Genomic DNA, 22,762 nt, shown 5'->3' with positions numbered 1-22,762 from the left:
ACGGTGTCTGCCTGTTCACGCTCTGCTGTTGAAACGGCACCGCATGGCCGTCCCGCCTTACAGGGAACAGCAGGTTCGACGCGGCCCTGTCATGCCCTGCCGCCACCCCCGAGGACGCCGATGTCAGTAGATGCACCCCACCGGGCGCGGAGAAGGTTTTCACCGAGGGAACTGGTGGTCCTCGCCGCTCTCGGCACCATGGTCATTACGGCCTGCGCGTGGTTGTGGGCGATATACGCCGCCCCCTATGAAGCCAGAGGGCTGATGGCACTCGTCGGCGGGGTCTCGGCCCTGCTGCTGTCCGGCGCCGTCGCCGCCGCCGTCCACTACGCCGGCACCGGTAACCGGCTGCGTGAGCAGGCCGAGTGGGCCGGCGCGCGGTTCACCTGGCTGGAGCGGGAAACGCTGCGGATGGCCGAGGAGTCACTGCCCTCGCTGGGACGTCAGGTGCGCGAAGGCGCCTCGGTCGCCGACGCGCTCTCCCAGATGCCTCAGCCTCCGGAAGGCCCGCTGCGGCACCTGCTCGGCTCGGCCGGGCACGAGCTCGAACTACTCGAACGCGAGCGCGCCGTCGCCCAGGTGTCCCGTGAGACAACCGAGGACGAGATCTCCCGGCTGATCGACGACACGCTGCCGGAACTGGTCCGGCGGATCCAGACGAACCGGATGTCGGTGAGCGCCGCGCTGGCCGAGATACCCCAGCCGGAGCACGAGCCGCTGCGCGACCTGTTGCGCGAGACGGCGCGGCAGCTCTCCGAGAGCGAGCGCAGGGGCACCGCCGTGATGGCGGCGTGCGCCGGGGCCGCGGCCCGGGTGCAGGCGCAGGCCACCAGCCTGCTCGCCCGGCTGCGCGAGCTGGAGGAGCAGTACGGCGATGACGAGGAGGTGTTCGCCGATCTGCTGGACCTGGACCACCGCATCTCCCAGGTGAGCCGGCTGGCGGACAACGTCGCGCTGCTGAGCGGTGGCCGTTCCGGACGGCGATGGACCCGGCCGATCGTCATGGAGAGCGTCCTGCGCGGCGCGATGGGCCGCATCGGCGGCTACCGGCGCATCCGGCTGCACTCCACCAGCACCGCCGCCGTCGCGGGATACGCGGCCGAGGGCGTGATGCACGCGCTGGCCGAGTTGATGGACAACGCCGCCACGTTCTCGGCGCACGGCACCGAGGTCCACGTGTACGTGGACGAGGAGGACGCCGGCGTGGTGATCACGATCGAGGACAGTGGCCTGGGGATGCGCCCGCGCGAGCGGCAGCACGCCACCAGGATCGTGTCCGAGCCGCTCGACATGCGGACGCTGTCCGGCACCCGGCTGGGCCTGGCGGTCGTGGGACGCCTGGTCGACAAGTACGGCCTGACGGTCAGCTTCCGGTCGTCCGCCCGCGGTGGCATGGGGGTCGTGATGCTGATCCCGCGCCTGCTGATCACGCAGCCCCTGTCGATCACCGTGTCGCCCGACGCCGAGACTTTGGTCCGCCGCCCCGTGCGGGCCGCCGTACAAGCCGGCGTGCGGGCCACCGCGCAGGCCACCGTGCAGGCGACCGTACCCGCGCAGGAGGGGCCGGCCGACGAGTCCGAAGACCTGCTGCCCAGGCGGCGCCGGGGGCAGACGCTGGCCGAGGCGACCAGGGCTCGGCAGGCGTCGCCGGCCAAGCCCGTGCGCGAGGGGCGTGACTCGGCCGCGAGGTTCGCCGCGTTCCGCCAGGCCGGCGGTCGTGGACCCACGTCCCCTCCGGACCCTTCCCCGGACCCGGGCGACTCTTGACACGTGTCCGCCGACCACCGGACATCTTTGGATTCACAGATGAGGAGGCAGGGGCCGTCCCTCCCGGGCCCGCGCCGCAGGGGCACCCCGTCGTTTCTATGAGCACAACCGACGCTTCGAACACCACCGATCGTGACTTCGACTGGCTACTGGAGAACCTCAAGAAGAAGACCCCGGGGATCAGGCATGTGCTGGTGCTGACCAGGGACGGTCTGAAGATGAGCTTCACCGCCGGCCTCGGCCGGGACGGTGCCGACCAGCTCTCCGCCCTGGCCGCCGGGATCCAGAGTCTCTCGCTGAGCGCCTCCGCCGAGTTCGGGGACGGCATCGGAGCGGGGCAGGCGATGGTGGAGTTCGCCGGCGGACTGCTGCTCATCGTGCCGGCCGGGGACGGCGCCCACCTGGCCGTGGTGGCCGACGAGGACGGCGAGGTGGGGCTCATCGCGCACAACATGAACGAGCTGGTGGAGCAGATCGGGGTCTACCTCACCGCGGCACCGCGGCAAACGAAGAACGGCGACGACCACGGATGACACGGCGAGCCATCGACCGAGAAGACCCCGACCGGCTTTATACGGTCACCGGGGGACGTACCAGCGCCGATGAGAAGACCTTCGACTCCGTCTCCCTCATCGTCGCCGAGTGCGCCCCCACCCCCGGTATGCAGTCCGAGCACATCAAGATCCTGCGGATGGCCCAGCGGCCGACGGCGGTGGTGGAGATCTCGGCGGAACTGCGACTGCCGGTCAGCGTGGTGAAGATCCTGCTGCGCGACCTGCTGGACACCGGTCGCATCACCGTCCGTCATCCGTCGATCGCCGCACAAACCGGACGACCGGATCCCGAAATCCTGAGGCAGGTGCTCGTTGCACTCCACAACCTCTGACCAGATGGCGGCCGCCGCGCGAACGCCACTGCGCACGACCGCCGCGGACGCCCTGAAAATCGTGGTCGTCGGCGGGTTCGGCGCGGGGAAGACGACCTTGGTCGGCTCGGTGAGCGAGATCCGCCCGCTGAGCACCGAGGAGGTCATGACCCAGGCGAGCGTGGGCATCGACGACGCCAGCCAGGTACGCAACAAGTCGACCACCACGGTGGCCTTCGACTTCGGCCGGATCACGCTGAACGAGAGCAAGGTGCTCTACCTGTTCGGCGCGCCCGGTCAGCAGCGGTTCTGGTTCGTGTGGGACCAGTTGTTCGCCGGCAGTCTGGGCGCGGTCGTCCTGGTGGACGCCCGCCGCCTGGAGGATTCCTGGTACTCCATCGACCGGCTGGAGCACCACCGGACCCCGTTCGTCGTCGCGGTCAACCGCTTCAGCGACGGGCCCTCCCTGGATGCGGTGCGCGAGGCGCTGGCGCTGTCGCCCGAGGTCCCGCTCATCGACTGCGACGCGAGAGAGCGGTCCTCGTCCAAGCACGTGCTGATCACGCTCATCGAGCACCTCACCCGCATCTACGAACAGTCGCCCGTCCGAGAGAGCATGCCGTGACGAACTCCCCTCCCCTGCCCGACTCCACAGACCCGTCCGCCACCTCGCCCGGATCGCAGAATCCCGAGCGGAGGCGGGAGTTGCTGGAGGGATACCCCGACCACGCCGATGCCGTACCCCTGTACGGGGCACTGATCGGCGACGACCCGACCGCGCTGTTCCAGGAGATGCGCCGCCGGCACGGCCCCGTCGTCCCCGTTCTCCTCGACGGCATCCCCGTCTGGTACGTGATCGGTTATCGCGAGCTGCACCATGTCGCCAGCCAGCCGCAGTTGTTCGGCCGCGACTCCCGGCGCTGGAACATGAATGATCACCTCCCCCCGGACTGGCCGTCGCTCCCGCAGGTGAACTGGCAGCCGTCCGTGATGTACTCCGAGGGGGCCGAGCACCAGCGGCGGATCGGCGCCGTCAGTGACGCGATGGACGCCGTCGACCGCACCGAGCTGGCCCTGATCTGCGAGCGGATCGCCGACCTCGCGATCGACGAGTTCGCCGGGGACGGCCACACCGACCTGATCTCCCGGTACGCCTACCGGATTCCGGCTCAGGTCATCACCCGGCTGTTCGGGCTGGCGGAAACCGACCTGCCGGAACTGGTCGAGGACGTCAACTACGTGTTGAGCGGAGGCGAGGAGGCCCCCTCGGCGATTGCCCGAATCCTGGACAAGATAGGCCGGCTCATCGCCGACAAGCGCACCCTGCCGGGCCACGACATCACCTCGCGCGTACTGGCACACCCCTCGCGGCTCACCGACGAGGAGATCGTCATGGATCTGATCGTGGTGATGATCGCCTCCCACGACAGCACAGCCAACTGGATCGGCAGCGCCCTGCGGCTGATGCTGGTGGACGACCACTTCTCGATGAGCCTGCAGGGCGGCCGCAGCAGCGTCGGCGAGGCGCTGAACGAGGTGCTGTGGAAGGACCCGCCCACGCCGAACCTGCCCTCACGCTGGGCCGTGCAGGACTGCGAGCTGGCCGGGCGGCGCATCCGCCGGGGCGACATGCTGGTGCTCGGCGTCACCGCGGCCAACGCCGATCCGCAGGTGCGACCGGCCTCCCATGGCGGCTCCGGCGCCAACCGGGCGCACATGTCCTTCGGCCACGGCGAGTACGGTTGTCCCTTCCCCGCGCCCGAACTCGCCGAGATCATCGCCAAGACGACCGTGGAGGTCCTTCTCGACCGGTTGCCCGATGTCTATCTCACCGTGAAACCGGACGAGCTGCGATGGCGCCCTTCGCTGTGGGTTCGCAGCCTGGAGGCCCTGCCCGTACGGTTCAGCCCGATCGTGCCGACCGGCCGCCCGTGGAGCACCTGAAGCGCTCCCGCGACCCGGTGAGACACCTGTGTTCGACGTGATTCAGAGGAGGCGGTGTCGACGTCGTTCGAACCGTGACCCCTTGTTCGTCGTCAGGGGGTCACCGTTCGCGCGTCGCGGCAACCGGAGCCGACCTCGGGACACCACCGAGGATCGCTTCACGGAGGCGAGAACAGGGAGCCCCGCCGGACGCGCCAGCATCGATCAAGTGTCCAGGATCTTACTTTTGGCGGCCGATGGTCCACTTTCGCGAATGCCGGTAACCAACTCCCAGACGCTGGTCGAAGGATTCTTCAGCGAATTCCCACCGTCGGGATTGAGCTTTTTCGCCCTGTCACACGCTGCGTCGACCCCGGCCGAGAAATCGGAAAACCTGGTGTTTTTCTCACTCCAGGAAGGCTTAATTTTTTTAAGTTCTTTCTTGGCGGCATCGGCCGATTGAAATGGTCTCGCCCAGTCGGCATGGTGAAGAATCAGCCAGAGTTCGAAGCATGGCGTGGAAAGGCCAAGTCTGACCCTGCTGCTCTTCTCTGCTTCGCGCGTCATCTCGGCGGTGAGACGCCCATCAAGTTCTGTATCCAGAACACACCAAACGGTGTCGTAATCATTCGAAGCACGATCGACGGCTTCGCGAACCTTAGCGAGATGATCACCCTTGGGGACGTCCACGTCGATCTGAGGTCCGCGCCGGGAGCGCATACCCGCGAAATAATCTTTCTCGGTCTTCCCTTCGCACAGGATCAGGAAGGTGGAGCGTTCCTTCTTAAAACCTTTCTTACCTCCCTTCAGACTGGTTTCAGTGCTGATCTTCGTGGACTTGGATGTCTGGGGGGACATCGCCTGCCTCTCCGCGCCTTGAGAGCGCAGTAGCGAAAACCTCGTCATTGACGATGGGGACGGCACCATAACGACCGGCCATGTATCTACGCTCTCGGTTCTCGTCCCGGCGTGGCTTGAAGTCGGAGAGCGGAAACAGCTCCGTCGCACCGCATTCGTCCTTCTCCGTGAACCAGACATGGTCTCGGTGAAGCACTTCCTCACCTTGAATCCGGCCGAGCAGCGTGGCGTCGTGGCTGGTGAAGACGAGCTGAGCTCCCCGGGGGTTGGTCGAGGGTTCCCTGAAGAGCTTGACCAGTTGAGCCGACAGATACGGATGCAGGCTCGCATCGAGTTCGTCGACGATGAGAAGGGTTCCCCGATCGAGTGACCTGAAGACCGGAATGCCCATTTCATAGAGAGCCCTGGTCCCGAAGGACTGGTCACTCAAGCCCAAAGGGAATGCCCCCTTTTCCCCCTTGTGTCGAAATAGCACTTCCTTGCGTCGCTGCAGTGAGTACCCTTCGCTCCCTCTCGAACGAGATAGATGCCCCAAACGCGCAGTTCGCTCGGCGAACTGCGCGTCCGTCTCATCAACGATCTCGGCAGACTCGATCCCGGTGTCCGCAGCTCGCAGCAGCGATGTCAGTCGATCGAGATAGCCGGAACGGTCAAGAAACTCGGCGCTACGAGGAAAGGGCGTCACCATGGGCTTGCGATCCAGGACACCACCGAACCAGCCGTAGACCGGCCTGACCAGATCCTGCTTCGATCGCGCCGCGACAGACAGGAAGAGCACGTTCGAATCCGTGATTCCCTCCACCTGCTTCATGGACTCCGGAGAGTGCTCTCCGTATGAGTAGGCGTCCAACTCCCGATGGAAGATCGTGCGTTTCCGCCCCCGCGGATAGCTGTACATCCACTCCTCGGTCACCCGCGTGTCGTCGACCGAAAAACCGTATGTGTACCGAACCTTCGCAAGAAGGAGGTCGACCACGTAGGTAGACGATTCTTCCCGCATGACGGGATCCAGGGCGAAGGGAGATCGCCGGATTCCGCTGCCCGGTTCGCTCTCCCTGAGGGAGTCCAGCACCAGGTTCCGCATGTAGATCAGCGCATCGATGACGTTGGACTTGCCAGAGGCGTTGGGGCCGAAGAGACCGACCACGGGGACACACTCCCACTCAACGTCGGCCGGAGTGTCGGAACCGTAGTTGAGAGTCAGCAACAACTGCTGTTCGTCGCGGAGCGATCGATGGTTGGCCGTACGGAAACTTAGCAACATTGGCGTGCTGACCTCCTTCCCACAGGGGATCTACCCTCAGCCCTGCGGAAGAACCGCACGAATGAGCGTGAGCGACTGTACGGGACCGACCATCCAGCTGTCCGGAAGATCAACGAATTGGCGGCTGCGGCAAAGAATCGGTGACCCACACCACTTTTCGCATGCATAACAAAAATATCAAAACAGCTTATAACTACCTAAATAGGATTTTTATCTATATAATATGACAAACGCTACACCGGTTTGACATTCATCCCGAGCGGCTGATCTCGACAGCTCCGCTGACCGACCCGCCGCCTCGGCTCCCACGTGGCGCGCCGAAGCAGCGTCACCGGTGTGGCCCTCCCGCACACCGGCGTGTCGCTCCCGTCGCTCGTTCGCTGCCCGCTCGACAACGCTCTCTGTGGCCCGATGCACCCGCCCCTTAGCCGGCGCGGCGGCCTACTCCCGTCCGCTCACGTCTGTTTACATCTGTTTACGCCTATGCATTCCGGTCGGAAAAAGGTGGCCGATCACTGGAATACATCAGATATGGCGCGAATCATCGTCTGACACTCGCGATATGGGCCTACAAAGGATCGTGGTGCGGGCGTAACCTGATCGCCAGACGATCGGCCGGACACCGACACGAGCAGGTGGCGCGTTGAGTGACGAGGCGACTCGCGTGGCAGGGAAACTCGCAATGTGGCTGTCAGGGCTATTTGTGATCGTCGCACTGCCGGTCGGAGTCATAAACCTGTTTCTCCCCCGGCCGATACCCGTACCACTCGATCTCGTGGCGGGATATCTCCTGGGCACCTTGGCGACCTTCATCGGATATGTCTACGGGCGCCTCGAAAACATCCGCGACAGACAGGAGAGGCTGCTCAGGCAACCGGCGAGGGGAATCGAGGTCTTCACCACCAGCGAGGAGTTTCTTGAGAAGCTGGTCGGCATCACCGTCGGGGCCACCACCGTCAGCACCCTGAACCTGTCGCCGCCCAAGGGAGAACATCCCGGTCTGGACAAGTATTTCACGGAGGTCCACAACAGCATAAAAAGTCGCCGGAGCCCGCTCAAGAGCTTCCGCAGCATAGCCAGCGTGGACACCCTGCAGAAGTCGTTGTGGCTCGCCGAGCGGAGTTGCGAGCTACTCGCCACCGGGCGGGTCTCCTTCGCGGTGTTCGACCAGGACTACATCGGCCCTCTCCCCCATCCGCTCAGCCTGCACATCACCCACAAGGAAGGCAGGGTGAACGTTTTCATATTCCCGCCGGTCGACCTGACGGGATCGATGGATTCGGTGCTGATCTCCGATCCGGTGCTGGCGAAGATCATGCTCGACTACTTCAACATGCTGTGGCATTTCTCGCCGAAGATAAACGAGGGCAAACAGGTCCGGGCAGCCGGTCTGGAGCGATTGGTAAAACTCAATCCCGATATTGAGAACAGCGTTCACTACCAGACACTCAAGAAGGCACTCAACTCGTGAACAACCTCAGAAGCAGACTGGACTCACAGGACGTCCTGCTGGGCACTTTGATCACTCTGGATTCCCCGGAGGTGGCACTGCTGCTGCAGAAAGCCGGGTTTTCCTGGTTCTTCCTTGACCTCGAACATTCAGCCATACTCGATCTGAAGAGTACGCAGAGAATCATCGAGGTGCTACAGCCCGCGTCATATGCCGTGATCCGGGTTCCCGACGACTCGGAGACATGGATCAAACACGCGCTGGACACGGGTTGCGACGGAATCATCGTTCCCCATGTGTCAACCGCCCAGCAGGCCAGAACCACCGTGGAGCGAGCGAAATATCCCCCTGCGGGCAAGAGAAGCGTCGGTATAGCGAGGGCTCACGGTTACGGAACGAGTTTCGCGAGATATCTGGAGACCTCGGGCGAGAGCGTGGCCGTGATCGCTCAGATAGAAGACACGGAAGGCGTCGAGAACATTCACGACATCCTGAACGTACGAGGCATCGACGCGGTCTTCGTCGGACCGTACGACCTCTCGGGCAGCATGGGGATCCTCGGTGACCTCGCCAACCCCCTGCTCATCGAGATGATCGGCCGCGTCCGCACCGCGTGCGAGGAGAGCGGGGTCCCCCTGGGCATCTTCTGCCCGAGCACCGCCGCCGCGAGAAAGGAGGTCGATCACGGCGCGACGCTGATCGCCGTCGGGTCGGACACCGGCTACGTCTTCGCCGGAGGTTCCGCCGCGCTGACGGAGCTACAACAGAAGGGGTGACCACTTGTTGATCAGATCGCACTCACTGGAGCGATCCCTGGAGGACCTCCTGAGCGATCCGGCCGTGCTGGCCCTGCAAGTGCCTTCCTACGTATCGGACCGGATATGCGAACACGCCCGGTTGAATGCGATCCCATCGGTCCTGGAGAGTTCGCTCCAGAGAATATACAGAAGCCAGGTCAAAGCCTTCTCCGAGACCGTGAGCGGTGAGGCAGACGGCTCGGAGGAATACCTGAGGCGGTCCCGGGCGGTCCTGCGCTCGCTCAGGGAGGCGTTTCTTCCCTTCGCGAATCCGGCGGACGTGTTCAGGGCGGAGATCGACGAGATCTGGCCGGGCGGCGCGGGCCTCCTGAAATATCATGACCGGCCCCTCGTCTTCGGAATGATGAGAAGCTGGGAGGCGGGAATGTCCGCGTTGCCGCACTTCGACATCATCGGCGAGGCCGGCCCGACCCTCCGCGGCAGGTTCCGGTTCACGGAACAGTTCGGGGTGAACCTGTATCTGGAGGCCCCGGAGAACGGCGGAGAACTACATGTCTGGGACCTGACCTTCGAAGGGATCAAATCTCGAAATATCCCCTCCATGTCAGGGACGTATGGCTTCGATGTAGAAAGCCTGCCTTCACCTGACATCACCATAAAGCCAGGCGTCGGCGACCTGGTCATCATCAGATCAACACGACTCCATGCGGTGAAAGAGACGACACAGGGGCGGCGTGTCAGCATTTCAGGATTCTTGGGGAGGGAGCAGACGTCGGATATCCTGCGCCTCTGGAGCTGACCTCATGAAGCCACGGCACCAATCGATGGGCAATTCATGTATAACAGTCATCACGGCCTTTCCGCAACGATGTCGGCGCACGATCAGAATAATTCATGGAGCCTGGACGATCTGGCTCCAGCCAGCCTGTTCGACATGAGCGGCAAAGTCGCCCTGATCACGGGAGCCGGTGGCGGGGTCGGAGGATGGCTGACCGCGGGACTCGCCGCGGCGGGGGCACGTGTCATCGTCAGCGATGTCAGTGTGGAGCGCTGCGCGGATCTCATATCCCTGTTGGAGGCGGGGAAGGTGGAATTCGCGGTGGCGGCGGCCGATCTGCGGGACCCGCGTGCCCCCAAGAAACTCGCGGACGCGGCGCGGAAAGAATTCGGCACCCTCGACGTGCTGGTGAACGCCGCCGCCATCAACACCAGAGAGCCCATAGCGAACGTCACCCCCGAACTGTGGACCGAGATTTCCGATGTGAATCTGAAGGCGGCGTATTTCCTCGCCCGCGAGGCGATGCTCGTCATGCGGACGACAGGGGGCGGCTCCATTATCAATGTCACGTCGATCAACACGGAGATCGGGCTCGAAGGCGTCTCCGTCTACGGCGCGAACAAGGCCGCCCTCGCGCAGGTGACCAAGACGATGTGCATCGAATGGGCCCGATACAACATCAGGGCGAACTGCATATCCCCCGGGTTCCTGATGACCTCGCTGTCCCGGCCCCTCTGGGAGGACGCCGACCGCGCCTCCTGGATCCTGGAGCGCTGCCCGCTGCGCAGGCCGGGGATGCCCTCGGAACTGGTCGGGGCGTGCCTGCTGCTCGCCTCGGACGCCGGGTCCTTCATCTCCGGGACGAGCATCCGCGTCGACGGCGGGCTCGTCGCCGGAAGCCCGTGGAAATCCGCGCCCGGCTGAGCACCGCCCCGTTGGGCCCGAGTCCTCCGCGCACCACCCGGAACATGCCCGGGAGCCAGGGAGGATGGAAACTTTCATCGAAGGGGGTGAGGGCATCCGTACCGCTTTCGCCACCAAAGGTGTTTCTCACCTGCGAGAAACCGCCGTGGAAAGGAGGGCGTACGCCGGACGCGAACCCGCACCCCCATCCTGTGATTGAAAATTTCGGCTAACAAATTTAACTTTCGGCGACAAGCGTGAGACGTCGAACGCCGGGGCCGCGAAGGTCAGGGGGCTCCGGCGATCGGCCACGGCCGAAAGGAGATCGACGATGTCCGACAGCGATGTTCCACGCCGGACCGACCGGGGACCGGGGAGGAGTCGGCTGAGGACGGCACTGCGAATGGCGTGCGCGGTCCTTCCCCTCCTGCTCGGCTTCGCGCTCACCACCTCGCCCGCGTCCTCCGCCTCCCTGGTGGAGGTCACCGGCTTCGGGACGAACCCGAGCAACCTGCGGATGCACCTCTACGTCCCGGACCGGGTGGCGCCCCGTCCCGCCATCCTGCTCGCGGTGCACTACTGCACCGGCTCCGGCCCCGCCTTCTACTCCGGCACGCAGTTCGCCTCGCTCGCCGACCAGTACGGGTTCATCGTGATCTACCCGTCGGCCACCCGCAGCGGGAACTGCTTCGACGTCTCCTCCTCCGAGGCGCTCAGGCGCGGCGGCGGGAGCGACCCGGTCGGGCTGATGTCGATGGTGAACTACGTCCAGCAGCGTCACAACGGCGACCCCTCCCGGGTCTACGTGACCGGCGCCTCCTCGGGCGCGATGATGACGGAGGTCATGCTGGGCCTGTACCCGGACGTGTTCAAGGCCGGGGCGGCCTTCATGGGAGTGCCCTTCGGCTGCTTCGCCAGCACCTCCGGATGGAACAGCGAGTGCGCCAACGGCACGATCGTGAGAACCCCCGAGCAGTGGGGCAACCTCGTACGGGCCGCCTACCCCGGCTACACCGGCGCCCGGCCCCGCGTCCAGCTGTGGCACGGCACCGAGGACTCCACCCTGCGCTATCCGAACCTGGGCGAGGCGGTCAAGCAGTGGACCAACGTCCACGGTCTGAGCCAGACGCCGACCTCCACCGACACCCCCCGGCAGGGCTGGAACCGCAGCCGCTACGCCGACTCCACCGGCACCGTCAAGGTCGAGGCCTACAGCCTGCCGGGTGTCGGGCACAGCCTGCCGCAGGGCGGGATGGCCGAGTCGGCGATCCAGTTCTTCGGCCTGAACACCTCGGGCCCGTCCCCGACCCCCACCCCGACGCCCACGCCTACTCCGACCCCGACGCCCACCCCCACCCCCACGCCGACGCCGACGCCGACGCCCGGCGGTGCCTCCTGCCAGGTGACCTACAGCGCCAACAGCTGGAACACCGGCTTCACCGCCAACCTGACCGTCACCAACACCGGCACCTCGACGATCAACGGCTGGGAGCTGAAGTTCACCTTCCCCGGCAACCAGCAGGTCACCCAGGGCTGGAGCGCCACCTGGTCGCAGTCCGGACAGGTCGTGACCGGCCGCAACGCCTCCTACAACGGCACCCTGAGCCCCGGGCAGTCCGCCGGAATCGGCTTCAACGGCGCCTACAGCGGCACCAACGCCGCCCCCGGCTCCTTCACCCTGAACGGCTCGACCTGTAGCTGACCTCGGGAACACGACATCGGCTGCCTCCGGACCCCGGAGGCAGCCGATGTCGTACCGGTCACCGGTTGAGTAGGGGATTACTCACGACACGAACCTCCACGAGCCCTACCTTCGCCGCAAGAACGGACGATGGGGGGACACCATGCATCTCGTTCCGCTGGCGCCGGACGCGCTGGACAGGCTGGAGGCACGCTTCCACGAACTGAGGACCGCCGGGATCCTGCCCGAGCACCTCACGTTCGAGGACTACTACGCGGTGTGGCGCTCCGAGCGTCGCGGGCCGCGCGCGGCGGGCCTGGACGACGGCAGCGCCACCCCGCAGGATCCCGACGCGAGCCTGATCAGCCGGCCGCCCAGGAAGCTCAGGGGCGTCGTCAGAACCCTGGTGCTGCTCGTCGACTTCGACGACCGGCCGCACGACCCCGCCCACGACGCGGCGCACTTCGAACAGCTGCTGTTCGGCACCCAGCCGGGCAGCATGCGCGACTTCTACCGGAAGGTGAGCGGCTTCGACGGCGACCCCGAAGGGCGGGGCATCGACGTGCAGGGTGAGGTGTTCGGCTGGTTCCGGCTGCCGCGGACGCTCGCCTTCTACGCCAACGACAAGTCGGGGATGGACGAGCGCAACTTCCCGCGCAACGCCCAGGGCATGGCGCGCGACGCCGTGCTCGCCGCCCTGGAGGCGGGCGTCGTCTTCGACCCCTCCTACGACGCGCTCGGCGAGAACCGGGTCACCGCGCTCTTCGTCGTGCACGCCGGTCCCGGCGCCGAGACCTTCTCCGACGCCGCCGGGCTGCGGTTCATCTGGAGCCTGAAGTGGACCGTCGGCGATCAGCCGATCACGGTCGGGCCCGGCCTCCAGGTGAGCACCTTCCTCACCGTTCCCGAGGACTGCAACGTCGGCGTCTGCGCCCACGAGTGGGGGCACCTGGCCGCGCGCTGGGCCGACTACTACGACACCGACCGGGCGCAGACCGGCGTCAAGTCGCACGGGCTGGGCAACTTCTGCCTGATGGCGGCGGGGTCGTGGGGCAACGGGGGCGTCACGCCCGTCTTCCCGACCGGCATGCTGCGCATGTTCCACGACTGGGTCACCCCGCGCCTGGTCACCGAGACCACCCGCGGCATCACGCTGCGACCGGCAGCCGAGGGCGGCGACTTCGTCGTCGTCCACAACGACCGGACGATGACGAGCACGCAGTACGTCGTCGTGGAGTACCGCCGCCGGCGAGGTCAGGACGAGTTCCTGCCCGATCAGGGCGTCGCCGTCTACGTGGTGGACGAGTCCGTTCCCAACGTCGACGACGAGCGGCGCCTCGCGATCGAGCTGATGCAGGCCGACGGTCTGCGCCAGCTCGCCAGGCCGGGCAGCCTGGGCAACCGGGGCGACGCGAACGACCTGTACCCCTCGCTGGGCAACGCGAGAATCGGCGGGGACACCTCACCGGCGCTGAACCTGCCCGAGGGCGGGTGGACGGGCGTGACCGTCGAGGTCTCCGGCACACCGGGCGACGACGAGATGACGATCGACGTCGTCGTCGCCTCATGGCCGAGTGACTCCAAGACCGACTCAGTGACCGACTCAGTGACCACATGGCCCGTCGCGGCCCTGAAAACGGACGAAAGCTCCCAAAAACCAACAACGTAAACCAAAAGTGCAATACGCCTTTGGACCCGCCGGGACACTCACCGATCGCTACTCTTCGCAAGGAAAAGTCAACGGTGAGTAAAGAAGGTGCTCATGGGGCGAAGACTGATGGTGATGGCGGTCGCGGGAGCGGGGGTGGCCGTCGTCGCCGGGGCGGCGCTGTTCGTCTCCGGCGAGCAGGGGTCGCAGGCCGCGGGGGCCGCCCTGCGAGCGCCCGCGCGGGAGGACCCGCTCACCGGCCAGGAGGTCGCCAAGGCCACCACGATCGCGTCGGCGGGATCCAGGTCGCACATGGCCGCCGGCCGGATCAAGCTGCTCTACGTGGAGCGCGACGACGACAAGGACGCCTCCGACCGGCGCCGCGCCGACGCGTACCTCTACGACTACGGCAGCGACAGGCTCATCGTGCGGACCGTCGACCTCGGCCGGGGCGAGGTCATACGGGAGACCGTGGCGCGGGGGGTGCAGCCACCGCCGTCGCAGGAGGAGGAGACGACGGCCGCCGCCCTCCTGCTCGCCCACCCGGGATACGGCAAGACCGTGCGCGAGGCGTACACCAAGGCGGGGGGCGGACCGCTGAGGTCGGCGGCGGAGCTGGGGCTGCGCGGGCTGATCTTCACCCCGTACGGCGAGCGCGGGTCCGCCAAGGAGTGCGACGTCCACCGGTGCCTGCGGCTGTTCGTCCGGTTGCCCGACGGCACCTGGCTGGACACCAGCCGGATGGTCGTCGACCTGTCCGCCAAGAAGATCCACACCCTGGAGTGGTAATCCGTGTTCCTCCGCCTCACCCTTTCCTGCGCCCTGCTCGCCGGAGGGCTCGCCGCGCCGCCCTCCGCGCCGAGAGCCCCCATACCGCCGCTGCCACCACGGCTCACCTCCTCCGGCGCGGCGCCGTCCCCCGGCCCGCAGACGGCGCCGGCGGCGACGGGAACCGGCGCGCAACCTCCCGCGGCCCCCTGCAACGCGCCGTACCGCGTCGACAAGACCCTGCCCAACGGGGCGCGCTGGCAGCTCTGCTGGGAGATGCGCAACGTCGAGGGCCTCACCCTGACCGGGGTCGTCTACACCCCGAGAGGCCATCGGCCGATCGCCGTGCTGCGCAGCACCTCGCTCGCCCAGATCCACGTGCCGTACGACAGGGGCAGGCCCCGCTACCACGACATCGGCTCGCTGGGATATGCCGCCATTCCGCTGCGGGCCGCGGACTGCCCGCTCGGCGAGCGTCGCGAGCAGTTCGTCTGCGTGACGACGAGGGCGCGCGGCCACGCGTACCTCAAGGCGGTGCCCGATCAGCTGAACATGACGGCCCAGGGGCGTGACCTGGTGGTCTTCGCCGCCTTCCAGGTCGGCTGGTACACCTACCTCGCCGAGTGGGCCTTCTCCGACGACGGCGCGATCACCCCGCGCGTGGGGGCCACGGGGTCGCTCGCCGGGTTCACCACCACGCCCGAGCACGGCTGGCCCATCGGGGTGGGCGCCACCGGGTTCGAGGCGAACCACACCCACAACATCTTCTGGCGCCTGGACTTCGACGTGGCGGGCCGGGCGGACGACGTCGTGGAGCAGTACGACTTCGGCGGCTCCGGCACCGCGACCCGCAAGATCCAGCGGACGGTGTTCGGGACGGAGGCCAAGGCCGTCAGCAGACCGATGCGCTGGTGGCGGGTGGTCGACAGGAAGGTGCGCAACGCCGACGGGCACCGCGTCTCCTGGGAGATCAACAACTCCGACACCGCCCAGTACCGGGGTCCCGCCGATGAGGCCTTCACCCGGGCCGATCTCTACGTCACCGACTACCGCTCCTGCGAGCGCCTCGCGACGGTCAACCCGTCTCCCGGGTGCGCCCTGTCCGTCGACCGCTACACCAACGGGGAGCGGCTCACCGATCCGGTCCTGTGGGTCAACGTCGGCTACCACCACGTCCCCCGCGACGAGGACGCCGACCCCATGCCGAGCCACTGGCAGGGGTTCCGGATCACCCCCCGCGACGTCACCGCCAAAAACCCGCACTGACCTGCTGTTTTCTGCTACTTTATGCAGCTTTTGACCGCACAGGGCGGCACCGGGCGGTGTTGGGTGATGTGATCATCGGAATCGGCCGGGTTCAACCGGGACGCCGCCGCCGATGATCGGATACGGTCGGCGCACAGCGTTGTGATGGCCCCACATGACCGACAATCGTGACTTTCCCCTCCTTTGGCTCCGCGCGTTTCCCAATACGCATGGTGATAGCGGACATGGGCATGGGTTCGGTCACCCGAGTAGGGCAAGGTAGGGGCTATCGATCTACGGGAGTAAAGCCATGAGCGCGCACTTGGACCTGGACCGGCTCGCGGGCGGAGCACATCATGATCCGCACTCGATCCTCGGGTCGCACCTGGGTCCCGAGGGCGTGACGATCCGGACGCTGCGCCCCATGGCGCAGCGGGTCCAGGCACTCGTGGACGGCAAGGCCCACGACATGAAGCACGTCGCCCACGGCGTGTTCGCGGTCACCCTGCCCGGAGTCGACAAGATCCCCGACTACCGCCTCCGGATCGCCTACGCCGGCGCCGAGCCGTACGAGACCACCGATCCCTACCGGCACTGGCCGACCCTGGGCGAGATGGACCTGCACCTCATCGGCGAGGGACGCCACGAGCGGCTCTGGGAGGTCCTCGGCGCGCGGGTGATGCGGCACGAGGACGTGGACGGCACGGCCTTCGCCGTCTGGGCGCCCAACGCCCGCGGGGTGCGGGTCATCGGCGACTTCAACCACTGGGACGGCGCCGCGTACCCCATGCGCTCGCTCGGCGGGTCGGGCGTGTGGGAGCTGTTCGTCCCCGGTCTCGGCCCCGGCGACCGCTACAAGTTCAGCATCCTTGGTGTGGACGGGGTCTGGCGGGCCAAGGCCGACCCGATGGCCCGGCGCACCGAGCTGCCCCCCGCGACCGCGTCGGTGATCGAGAAGTCGGACTACGCCTGGCGGGACGACGAGTGGATGCGGCGCCGCGCGGAGGGCAACGCCCTGCGGGAGGCGATGAGCGTCTACGAGGTGCACCTCGGCTCCTGGCGCCCCGGCCTGTCCTACCGCGAGCTCGCCGTCGAGCTGGTCGACTACGTGGTGGACATGGGGTTCACGCACGTGGAGCTGATGCCGGTCGCCGAGCATCCGTTCGGCGGCTCCTGGGGTTACCAGGTGACCTCCTACTACGCCCCGACCTCTCGTTTCGGCACCCCCGACGACTTCCGCCACCTCGTCGACGCCCTGCACGAGGCGGGCATCGGGGTGCTGGTCGACTGGGTGCCCGCGCACTTCCCGATGGACGACTGGGCGCTGGCCAGGTTCGACGGCACCCCGCTGTACGAGCACGCCGACCCCGCGCGGGGCGAGCACCCCGAGTGGGGCACCTACATCTTCGACTTCGGCCGCCGGGAGGTGCGCAACTTCCTCGTCGCCAACGCCGTGTACTGGCTGCGCGAGTTCCACATCGACGGGCTGCGCGTCGACGCGGTCGCCTCGATGCTCTACCTCGACTACTCGCGGCGCGAGGGCGAGTGGACGCCCAACGAGTACGGCGGCAGGGAGAACCTCGACGCGGTCGCGTTCCTCAAGGAGATGAACGCGGTCGCCTACCGGGAGGCGCCGGGCATCGTCACCGTCGCCGAGGAGTCGACCGCCTGGCCGGGCGTCTCCCGTCCCGTGCACCTGGGCGGGCTCGGCTTCGGGTTCAAGTGGAACATGGGCTGGATGCACGACACGCTCGCGTACCTCAAGCACGAGCCGGTCTTCCGCCAGTACCACCACCACCAGATGACGTTCTCGCTGATGTACGCGTACTCGGAGAACTTCGTGCTGCCGCTCTCGCACGACGAGGTGGTGCACGGCAAGGGGTCGCTGCTCGGCAAGATGCCCGGCGACGAGTGGCAGCGGTTCGCGAACCTGCGGGCGATGTTCGCCTTCATGTGGGCCCATCCCGGCAAGCAGCTGCTGTTCATGGGCGGCGAGTTCGGCCAGGGGTCGGAGTGGTCGGAGGAGCGCGGGCTCGACTGGTGGGTGCTCGACTTCGACGGGCACAAGGGGGTGCAGCGGCTGGTGCGCGACCTGAACCGGGTCTACAAGGAGTCTCCGGCCCTGTGGAGCGTGGACGCCTCCCCCGACGGCTTCCGCTGGATCGACGCCGACGACGCGCTGGGCAACGTCTTCTCCTTCCTGCGCTACGCCGAGGACGGCTCGGTGGTGGCGTGCGTGGCCAACTTCTCCGGCGCGCCGCACGACGACTACCGCCTCGGGCTGCCCTTCCCCGGCGCGTGGGAGGAGGTGCTCAACACCGACGCCTACGACTACGCGGGCAGCGGCGTGGGCAACCTCGGCGCCGTCCAGGCCACCGAGGAGCCGCGCCACGGTCTCCCGTACTCGGCCACGATGCGCGTCCCGCCGCTGGGTGCCCTCTGGCTGCGCCACCCCGGCGCGCTCGAACCCGCCGCGGACCAGCGCGCGGAGGAGATCGTCCAGGCCGCCGAGGAGGAGATCACACGGGAGCGGCTTGAGGTCGTACGGGAGGCGGCCGAGGCCACCGAGCCCGAGGGACCCGAGGAGCGCCGGGAGGCCGAACCGGCCTGACCGAACTCCCCCTCCGCAGAGCCCAACAGACCAGGTGAGAACGGGCCGGTCGCGCGATTCGCGCGACCGGCCCGTTTTCGCGCTCTATGCTTCCGGCACCCTCGCCGCAGCCCGTTCGGCCGAAAACCTTAAATCGGCCTTATATCAACGAACAAGGCATTGACCGTCGGCGTACGAGAACCTACGCTCTGGTAATTAATAGGAAACTTTCCTATGAATACGGGGACTCGGCACTCTCTGACCTGGAGCGACCCTTGCGACGAATTACCATCGGCTCCTTCATCGCGGCGGCGGCGCTGCTGGTTCCCCTGGGGATCGGCACCGCGACGGCCGCCACACCCGCCACCGCCACCTACACGACGACCTCGAACTGGGGATCAGGCTTCGAGGGCAAGGTCGTCGTGCAAGCCGGGACCAGCGCGCTGACCAGCTGGAAGGTCGAGTTCGACCTCCCCGCCGGGACCTCGATCACCACGTCCTGGGACGCCGACCTGACGAAGAGCGGCAACCACTACACCTTCGTCAACAAGTCGTGGAACGGCGCGCTCGCCGCGGGCGCCTCGACGAGCTTCGGTTTCAACGGCGCGCCCGGCGGGATCACCAGCGTGCTGAACTGCAAGCTCAACGGCGCCACCTGCAACGGCACCGGCCCCTCGCCGACCCCCACCCCGACGCCGACGGTCACCCCCACGCCGACCCCGACCCCCACCCCGACGGTCACCCCCACCCCGCCTCCCCCCGGCGGCAAGAAGATCGTCGGATACTTCACCCAGTGGGGCGTCTACGCCCGCAACTACCACGTGAAGAACCTGGTCACGAGCGGCTCCGCGTCGAAGCTCACCCACATCCTGTACGCCTTCGGCAACACCACCGGCGGCCGGTGCACCATCGGTGACTCCTACGCCGACTACGAGAAGGCCTACACCGCGGCCGACAGCGTCGACGGCGTCGCCGACACCTGGGACCAGCCGCTGCGCGGCAGCTTCAACCAGCTCCGCAAGCTGAAGAAGGCGTACCCGAACATCAAGGTCATCTGGTCCTTCGGCGGCTGGACCTGGTCCGGCGGCTTCACCCAGGCCGCGCAGAACCCGGCCGCGTTCGCCGACTCCTGCTACAACCTGGTCGAGGACCCGCGCTGGGCCGACGTGTTCGACGGCATCGACATCGACTGGGAGTACCCCAACGCCTGCGGCCTCACCTGTGACAACAGCGGCCCGAACGCCTTCAAGAACATCATCTCCGCGCTGCGCACCAAGTTCGGCGCCAACGCCCTCGTCACCGCGGCGACCACGGCCGACGGCTCCAACGGCGGCAAGATCGACGCCGCCGACTACGCCGGCGCGATCAACAACCTGAACTGGCTCATGCCGATGACGTACGACTACTTCGGCGCGTTCAACCCGCAGGGCCCGACGGCTCCGCACTCGCCGCTCACCTCCTACACCGGCATCCCGCAGGCCGGGTTCAACTCCGACGCGGCGATCCAGAAGTTCAAGGCCAAGGGCATCCCGGCGAGCAAGCTGCTGCTGGGCATCGGCTTCTACGGCCGCGGCTGGACCGGCGTGACCCAGGCGGCTCCCGGCGGCTCCGCCACCGGCGCGGCCCAGGGCACCTACGAGGCGGGGATCGAGGACTACAAGGTCCTCAAGACCAAGTGCCCGCCCACCGGCACCGTCGGCGGCACCGCCTACGCCTTCTGCAACGGCAACTGGTGGAGCTACGACACCCCCTCCACCATCACCGGGAAGATGACCTACGCCAAGAACCAGGGTCTGGGCGGGGCGTTCTTCTGGGAGACCAGCGGCGACACCACCAACGGTGAGCTGATCACCGCGATCTCCAACGGCCTCAAGTAATATTTCGACCACTCGGCCCTCCGAGCGCGTTACGCCGCGGGGGGCCGAGCTTTTCTCCACTCGGTCCCCCGGCGCGTCACGCCGCAGGGACCGATCGGCCTTCCGTGCGCGTCACGCCGCGGGGGCAGAGCTTTTCTCCGAAGATCCTCCAAATCTGGGGCAAAGTATTCACTTGGCGCATACGGCTGCTTAGACTCCGAAACGCCCTTTTGATCCCCCCGGAGGACGCGTGCGACTTCGAGCTGTCGTGGCCATGGCGTTGGTCTTCACCCTCTCGCCCGCCATACCCGCCCTCGCCGAAGAAGTACCGGCGCCCCCGACGGCCTCCGCGAGCGAGAGCCCACCCGTGGCCCCGGGCGACGGATCCGGAGCCGAGGCCGGAGCAGGGGAGACGGGCGACGGAGCCGAGGGGACGGGCGGTCAGGAGACCCCCGCAGACACACCGATCTCACCCCCCGCCGACGCGACGCCCCCGCAGCCGAAACTGGAGGAGGGGCTCGCCTCCGACACCGACGGCGCCCGGGTCATCGTCGAGCTGGCGGCCCCCGCCGAGGCGGCCCCGGTCGCCGGGGAGGCACGGCAGCTGCCCGACGCCGAGGTCGTCCTCGAACCTGCGGACACCTCGTTCATCGTGGTCGAGGGCACCGGCGAGTCGCTCGCGAAGCTCGCCGAGGACCCGCGCGTCCTCTCCATCCGCCGCGACCGCGTCTACTCCCCCACCGCGCTGGGCTCGCTGAGTTCCGGCTCGCTCGCCACGAGTCTGCAGGTGATCGGCGCGGACAAGGCGCACGCCACCGGGACCAAGGGCGCGGGCCAGACGATCGCGATCATCGACACCGGGATCGACGCCGGCCACCCCGACTTCGGGGGCAAGGTCGTGGAGCAGGCGTGCTTCTCCGCGACGGACGAGGGCGCGCAGTCCCTGTGCCCCAACGGGCAGACGAACGACCCCGGATCCGCCGACGCGAACACCCCCGCCTGCGTCCACGAGGGCGTCAACCTGTGCGACCACGGCACCCACGTGGCGGGGATCGCCCACGCCGTCGCGCCCGAGGCGGACATCGTGGCGATCCAGGTCTTCAGCAGGTTCAACGACTGCGACGACGAGGGCGGGGTCTGCCTGAGCGCGTTCGAGTCCACGCTCCTGCTCGCCCTGGAGCACGTCGCGAAGCTCAAGGACGGCGGCAGGAACATCGCCGCGGTGAACCTCAGCCTCGGCGGCGGCCTGTACGAGGGAACCTGTGACGCCGAACCGGACCTGGCCGCGATGAAGAGCCGCATCGACGACCTGCGCGCCAAGGGCGTGGCCGTCGTGGCCGCCGCCGGCAACGAGGGCGTGCCCGGCGCCGGGGCTCCCGGCTGCTTCTCCGCCCCGGTGACGGTGGGCGCGACGGGCGACGACGACACCGTTCCCTACTGGTCCAACTACGGCTCCGTGCTCGACCTCTTCGCCCCCGGCCTGGAGATCGAGTCCGCGGTGCCGGGCGGCGGCCACCAGGTCTACAGCGGGACCTCGATGTCCACCCCGTTCGTCACCGGTGCCATGGCGCTGATGGCCCAGAAGACCCCCGGCGCCCCGGACGCGCTGGAGGCAGCGCTGAAGACCGCGGGCCGGCAGGTCACCTACGGCGGCGTGACCACCCCCCGCCTCGACCTGAACGCCGCGATCGCCGGAGGCACCCCGGGTGCCCCCGTCACTCCCCCCGGCCCCGAGGTCCCCAGCGACGACCCCGGCCCGGAGACCGGCACCGACCCGAGCCCGGAGCCCAGCCCCGAACCCAGTCCCGGGCCCAGCTCCGCTCCCCCTCCGCCGGCCCCGCCGACCGACCCGGTGCCGACGCCGGTCCCGCTGCCCACGGTGACGGTCACCGTCACCGTGACCGTCCCCCCGCCGGCGACGGCCACGGTGTGCACGCGTGGCAAGTCCACCAAGACGCTGAGCGCCGCGCAGTGGGCGGTTGAGGTCACCCGGGGCAAGGGCAAGATCAAGGACGCGACGGTGAGCTGCTACCTCGGCCTGGTGGCCAAGGCGAGCAAGGTCTTCTCCGAGGTCACGCCCGCCTCCACCCTGGGCGGCGCGTACAAGGTGCTCAAGCCCGCCAAGAAGACGGCGAAGGCCAAGCTGGAGAGCGAGCTGCTCGCCGCCTGGCTGAACTGGGCGAACGGCGGCGTGAACTTCACCGCGAAGATCAAGGAGACGGCCACGCTGAAGACGGTCCTCACCTCGGTCGAGAAGGCACGCCTGAAGGGCTCCTCCCCCGCCGCGTCCACCACGATGCTCAAGAAGCAGGTGAACGCCCGCCGAGCCGCGTAGCCCGGCGGCCGTGTAGCCCCGTAGCCCGCGTAAAGCCGGAAGGCACGCGGACTACGGGGCTCGCTTGTGCCGG

18 protein-coding genes are annotated in these 22,762 nt (G+C 67.4%); 16 read left to right on the top strand and 2 right to left on the bottom strand.

All coding sequences use genetic code 11. From position 1 onward, the window contains the following. The first annotated feature begins 174 nt into the window (after positions 1-174). The 5 genes from AB0B96_RS16175 to AB0B96_RS16155 all read left to right on the top strand — a co-directional run bounded on the left by AB0B96_RS16175 (position 175) and on the right by AB0B96_RS16155 (position 4,576). A complete protein-coding gene (locus AB0B96_RS16175; protein ID WP_362899320.1) occupies positions 175-1,767 on the top strand; it encodes an ATP-binding protein in 1,593 nt (530 codons plus the stop codon). Positions 1,768-1,865: 98 nt separating this feature from the next. Further along, entirely contained in the window at positions 1,866-2,300 is a 435-nt protein-coding gene (locus tag AB0B96_RS16170; protein WP_350947539.1) for a roadblock/LC7 domain-containing protein, read from the top strand. After that, positions 2,297-2,653, top strand: coding sequence for a DUF742 domain-containing protein (locus tag AB0B96_RS16165; RefSeq protein WP_362899317.1), 357 nt, complete (start codon positions 2,297-2,299; stop codon positions 2,651-2,653). The genes AB0B96_RS16170 and AB0B96_RS16165 overlap by 4 nt, the downstream gene beginning before the upstream one ends. A gap of 4 nt (positions 2,654-2,657) precedes the next feature. Continuing rightward, entirely contained in the window at positions 2,658-3,257 is a 600-nt protein-coding gene (locus tag AB0B96_RS16160) for an ATP/GTP-binding protein (RefSeq protein ID WP_362899661.1), read from the top strand. Continuing rightward, positions 3,254-4,576 carry a cytochrome P450 gene (locus tag AB0B96_RS16155; protein ID WP_362899315.1) on the top strand — a complete coding sequence of 441 codons (1,323 nt, stop codon included), beginning with the start codon at positions 3,254-3,256 and terminating at the stop codon, positions 4,574-4,576. The genes AB0B96_RS16160 and AB0B96_RS16155 overlap by 4 nt, the downstream gene beginning before the upstream one ends. A gap of 204 nt (positions 4,577-4,780) precedes the next feature. On the opposite strand, the gene AB0B96_RS16150 is transcribed toward AB0B96_RS16155, so the two are convergent. After that, entirely contained in the window at positions 4,781-5,413 is a 633-nt protein-coding gene (locus tag AB0B96_RS16150) for an RloB family protein (RefSeq protein WP_362899313.1), read from the bottom strand. Continuing rightward, the gene (locus AB0B96_RS16145; protein WP_362899311.1) at positions 5,373-6,677 is read right to left on the bottom strand and encodes an ATP-binding protein; all 1,305 of its coding nucleotides are present in this window, start codon (positions 6,675-6,677) and stop codon (positions 5,373-5,375) included. The genes AB0B96_RS16150 and AB0B96_RS16145 overlap by 41 nt, the downstream gene beginning before the upstream one ends. Positions 6,678-7,320: 643 nt before the next feature. Here AB0B96_RS16145 and AB0B96_RS16140 point away from each other — a divergent pair. The 11 genes from AB0B96_RS16140 (at position 7,321) to AB0B96_RS16090 (ending at position 22,689) form a co-directional block, all read left to right on the top strand. Continuing rightward, the gene (locus tag AB0B96_RS16140; protein WP_362899309.1) at positions 7,321-8,148 is read left to right on the top strand and encodes a hypothetical protein; all 828 of its coding nucleotides are present in this window, start codon (positions 7,321-7,323) and stop codon (positions 8,146-8,148) included. After that, positions 8,145-8,903 (top strand): aldolase/citrate lyase family protein, encoded by a 759-nt coding sequence (locus AB0B96_RS16135; protein ID WP_362899307.1) that lies wholly within the window; start codon positions 8,145-8,147, stop codon positions 8,901-8,903. Before AB0B96_RS16140 ends, AB0B96_RS16135 begins: the two co-directional genes overlap by 4 nt. A 4-nt stretch (positions 8,904-8,907) precedes the next feature. Continuing rightward, on the top strand, positions 8,908-9,684 hold the full coding sequence (locus AB0B96_RS16130; protein ID WP_362899305.1) for a 2OG-Fe(II) oxygenase: 777 nt from the start codon (positions 8,908-8,910) through the stop codon (positions 9,682-9,684). Between the two features lie 135 nt (positions 9,685-9,819). Then, complete coding sequence (locus AB0B96_RS16125; protein ID WP_362899304.1) at positions 9,820-10,587, top strand: SDR family oxidoreductase; 768 nt, start codon at positions 9,820-9,822, stop codon at positions 10,585-10,587. 310 nt (positions 10,588-10,897) lie between these two features. Beyond that, on the top strand, positions 10,898-12,268 hold the full coding sequence (locus AB0B96_RS16120) for a PHB depolymerase family esterase (protein ID WP_362899303.1): 1,371 nt from the start codon (positions 10,898-10,900) through the stop codon (positions 12,266-12,268). Positions 12,269-12,410: 142 nt separating this feature from the next. After that, positions 12,411-13,916, top strand: a complete 1,506-nt coding sequence (locus AB0B96_RS16115) for a M6 family metalloprotease domain-containing protein (RefSeq protein ID WP_362899302.1) — start codon at positions 12,411-12,413, stop codon at positions 13,914-13,916. 93 nt (positions 13,917-14,009) lie between these two features. Continuing rightward, positions 14,010-14,684, top strand: a complete 675-nt coding sequence (locus AB0B96_RS16110) for a hypothetical protein (protein WP_362899300.1) — start codon at positions 14,010-14,012, stop codon at positions 14,682-14,684. 3 nt (positions 14,685-14,687) lie between these two features. Beyond that, positions 14,688-15,929, top strand: a complete 1,242-nt coding sequence (locus tag AB0B96_RS16105; RefSeq protein ID WP_362899298.1) for a copper amine oxidase — start codon at positions 14,688-14,690, stop codon at positions 15,927-15,929. A 289-nt stretch (positions 15,930-16,218) separates the two neighbouring features. Further along, positions 16,219-18,519 (top strand): 1,4-alpha-glucan branching protein GlgB, encoded by a 2,301-nt coding sequence (gene glgB, locus AB0B96_RS16100; protein WP_362899296.1) that lies wholly within the window; start codon positions 16,219-16,221, stop codon positions 18,517-18,519. A 254-nt stretch (positions 18,520-18,773) separates the two neighbouring features. Continuing rightward, positions 18,774-20,375, top strand: a complete 1,602-nt coding sequence (locus tag AB0B96_RS16095) for a glycosyl hydrolase family 18 protein (protein ID WP_362899294.1) — start codon at positions 18,774-18,776, stop codon at positions 20,373-20,375. 229 nt (positions 20,376-20,604) lie between these two features. After that, positions 20,605-22,689: a S8 family serine peptidase gene (locus AB0B96_RS16090; protein ID WP_362899292.1), complete on the top strand. Its 2,085-nt coding sequence runs from the start codon at positions 20,605-20,607 to the stop codon at positions 22,687-22,689. Positions 22,690-22,762 lie beyond the last annotated feature (73 nt).

Source organism: Streptosporangium sp. NPDC049046 (assembly GCF_040649155.1).
Taxonomy (GTDB): Bacteria; Actinomycetota; Actinomycetes; order Streptosporangiales; family Streptosporangiaceae; genus Streptosporangium.
This window is presented reverse-complemented; position numbering and strand designations above follow the sequence as displayed.

Excerpts from the sequence above, each read along its gene's own strand:
- AB0B96_RS16170 (WP_350947539.1), top strand. The coding sequence starts at position 1,866 with ATGAGCACAACCGACGCTTCGAACACCACCGATCGTGACTTCGACTGG.
- AB0B96_RS16165 (WP_362899317.1), top strand. The coding sequence starts at position 2,297 with ATGACACGGCGAGCCATCGACCGAGAAGACCCCGACCGGCTTTATACG.
- AB0B96_RS16160 (WP_362899661.1), top strand. The coding sequence starts at position 2,658 with ATGGCGGCCGCCGCGCGAACGCCACTGCGCACGACCGCCGCGGACGCC.
- AB0B96_RS16150 (WP_362899313.1), bottom strand. The coding sequence starts at position 5,413 with ATGTCCCCCCAGACATCCAAGTCCACGAAGATCAGCACTGAAACCAGT.
- AB0B96_RS16145 (WP_362899311.1), bottom strand. The coding sequence starts at position 6,677 with ATGTTGCTAAGTTTCCGTACGGCCAACCATCGATCGCTCCGCGACGAA.
- AB0B96_RS16125 (WP_362899304.1), top strand. The coding sequence starts at position 9,820 with ATGAGCGGCAAAGTCGCCCTGATCACGGGAGCCGGTGGCGGGGTCGGA.
- AB0B96_RS16120 (WP_362899303.1), top strand. The coding sequence starts at position 10,898 with ATGTCCGACAGCGATGTTCCACGCCGGACCGACCGGGGACCGGGGAGG.
- AB0B96_RS16115 (WP_362899302.1), top strand. The coding sequence starts at position 12,411 with ATGCATCTCGTTCCGCTGGCGCCGGACGCGCTGGACAGGCTGGAGGCA.
- AB0B96_RS16110 (WP_362899300.1), top strand. The coding sequence starts at position 14,010 with ATGGGGCGAAGACTGATGGTGATGGCGGTCGCGGGAGCGGGGGTGGCC.
- glgB (WP_362899296.1), top strand. The coding sequence starts at position 16,219 with ATGAGCGCGCACTTGGACCTGGACCGGCTCGCGGGCGGAGCACATCAT.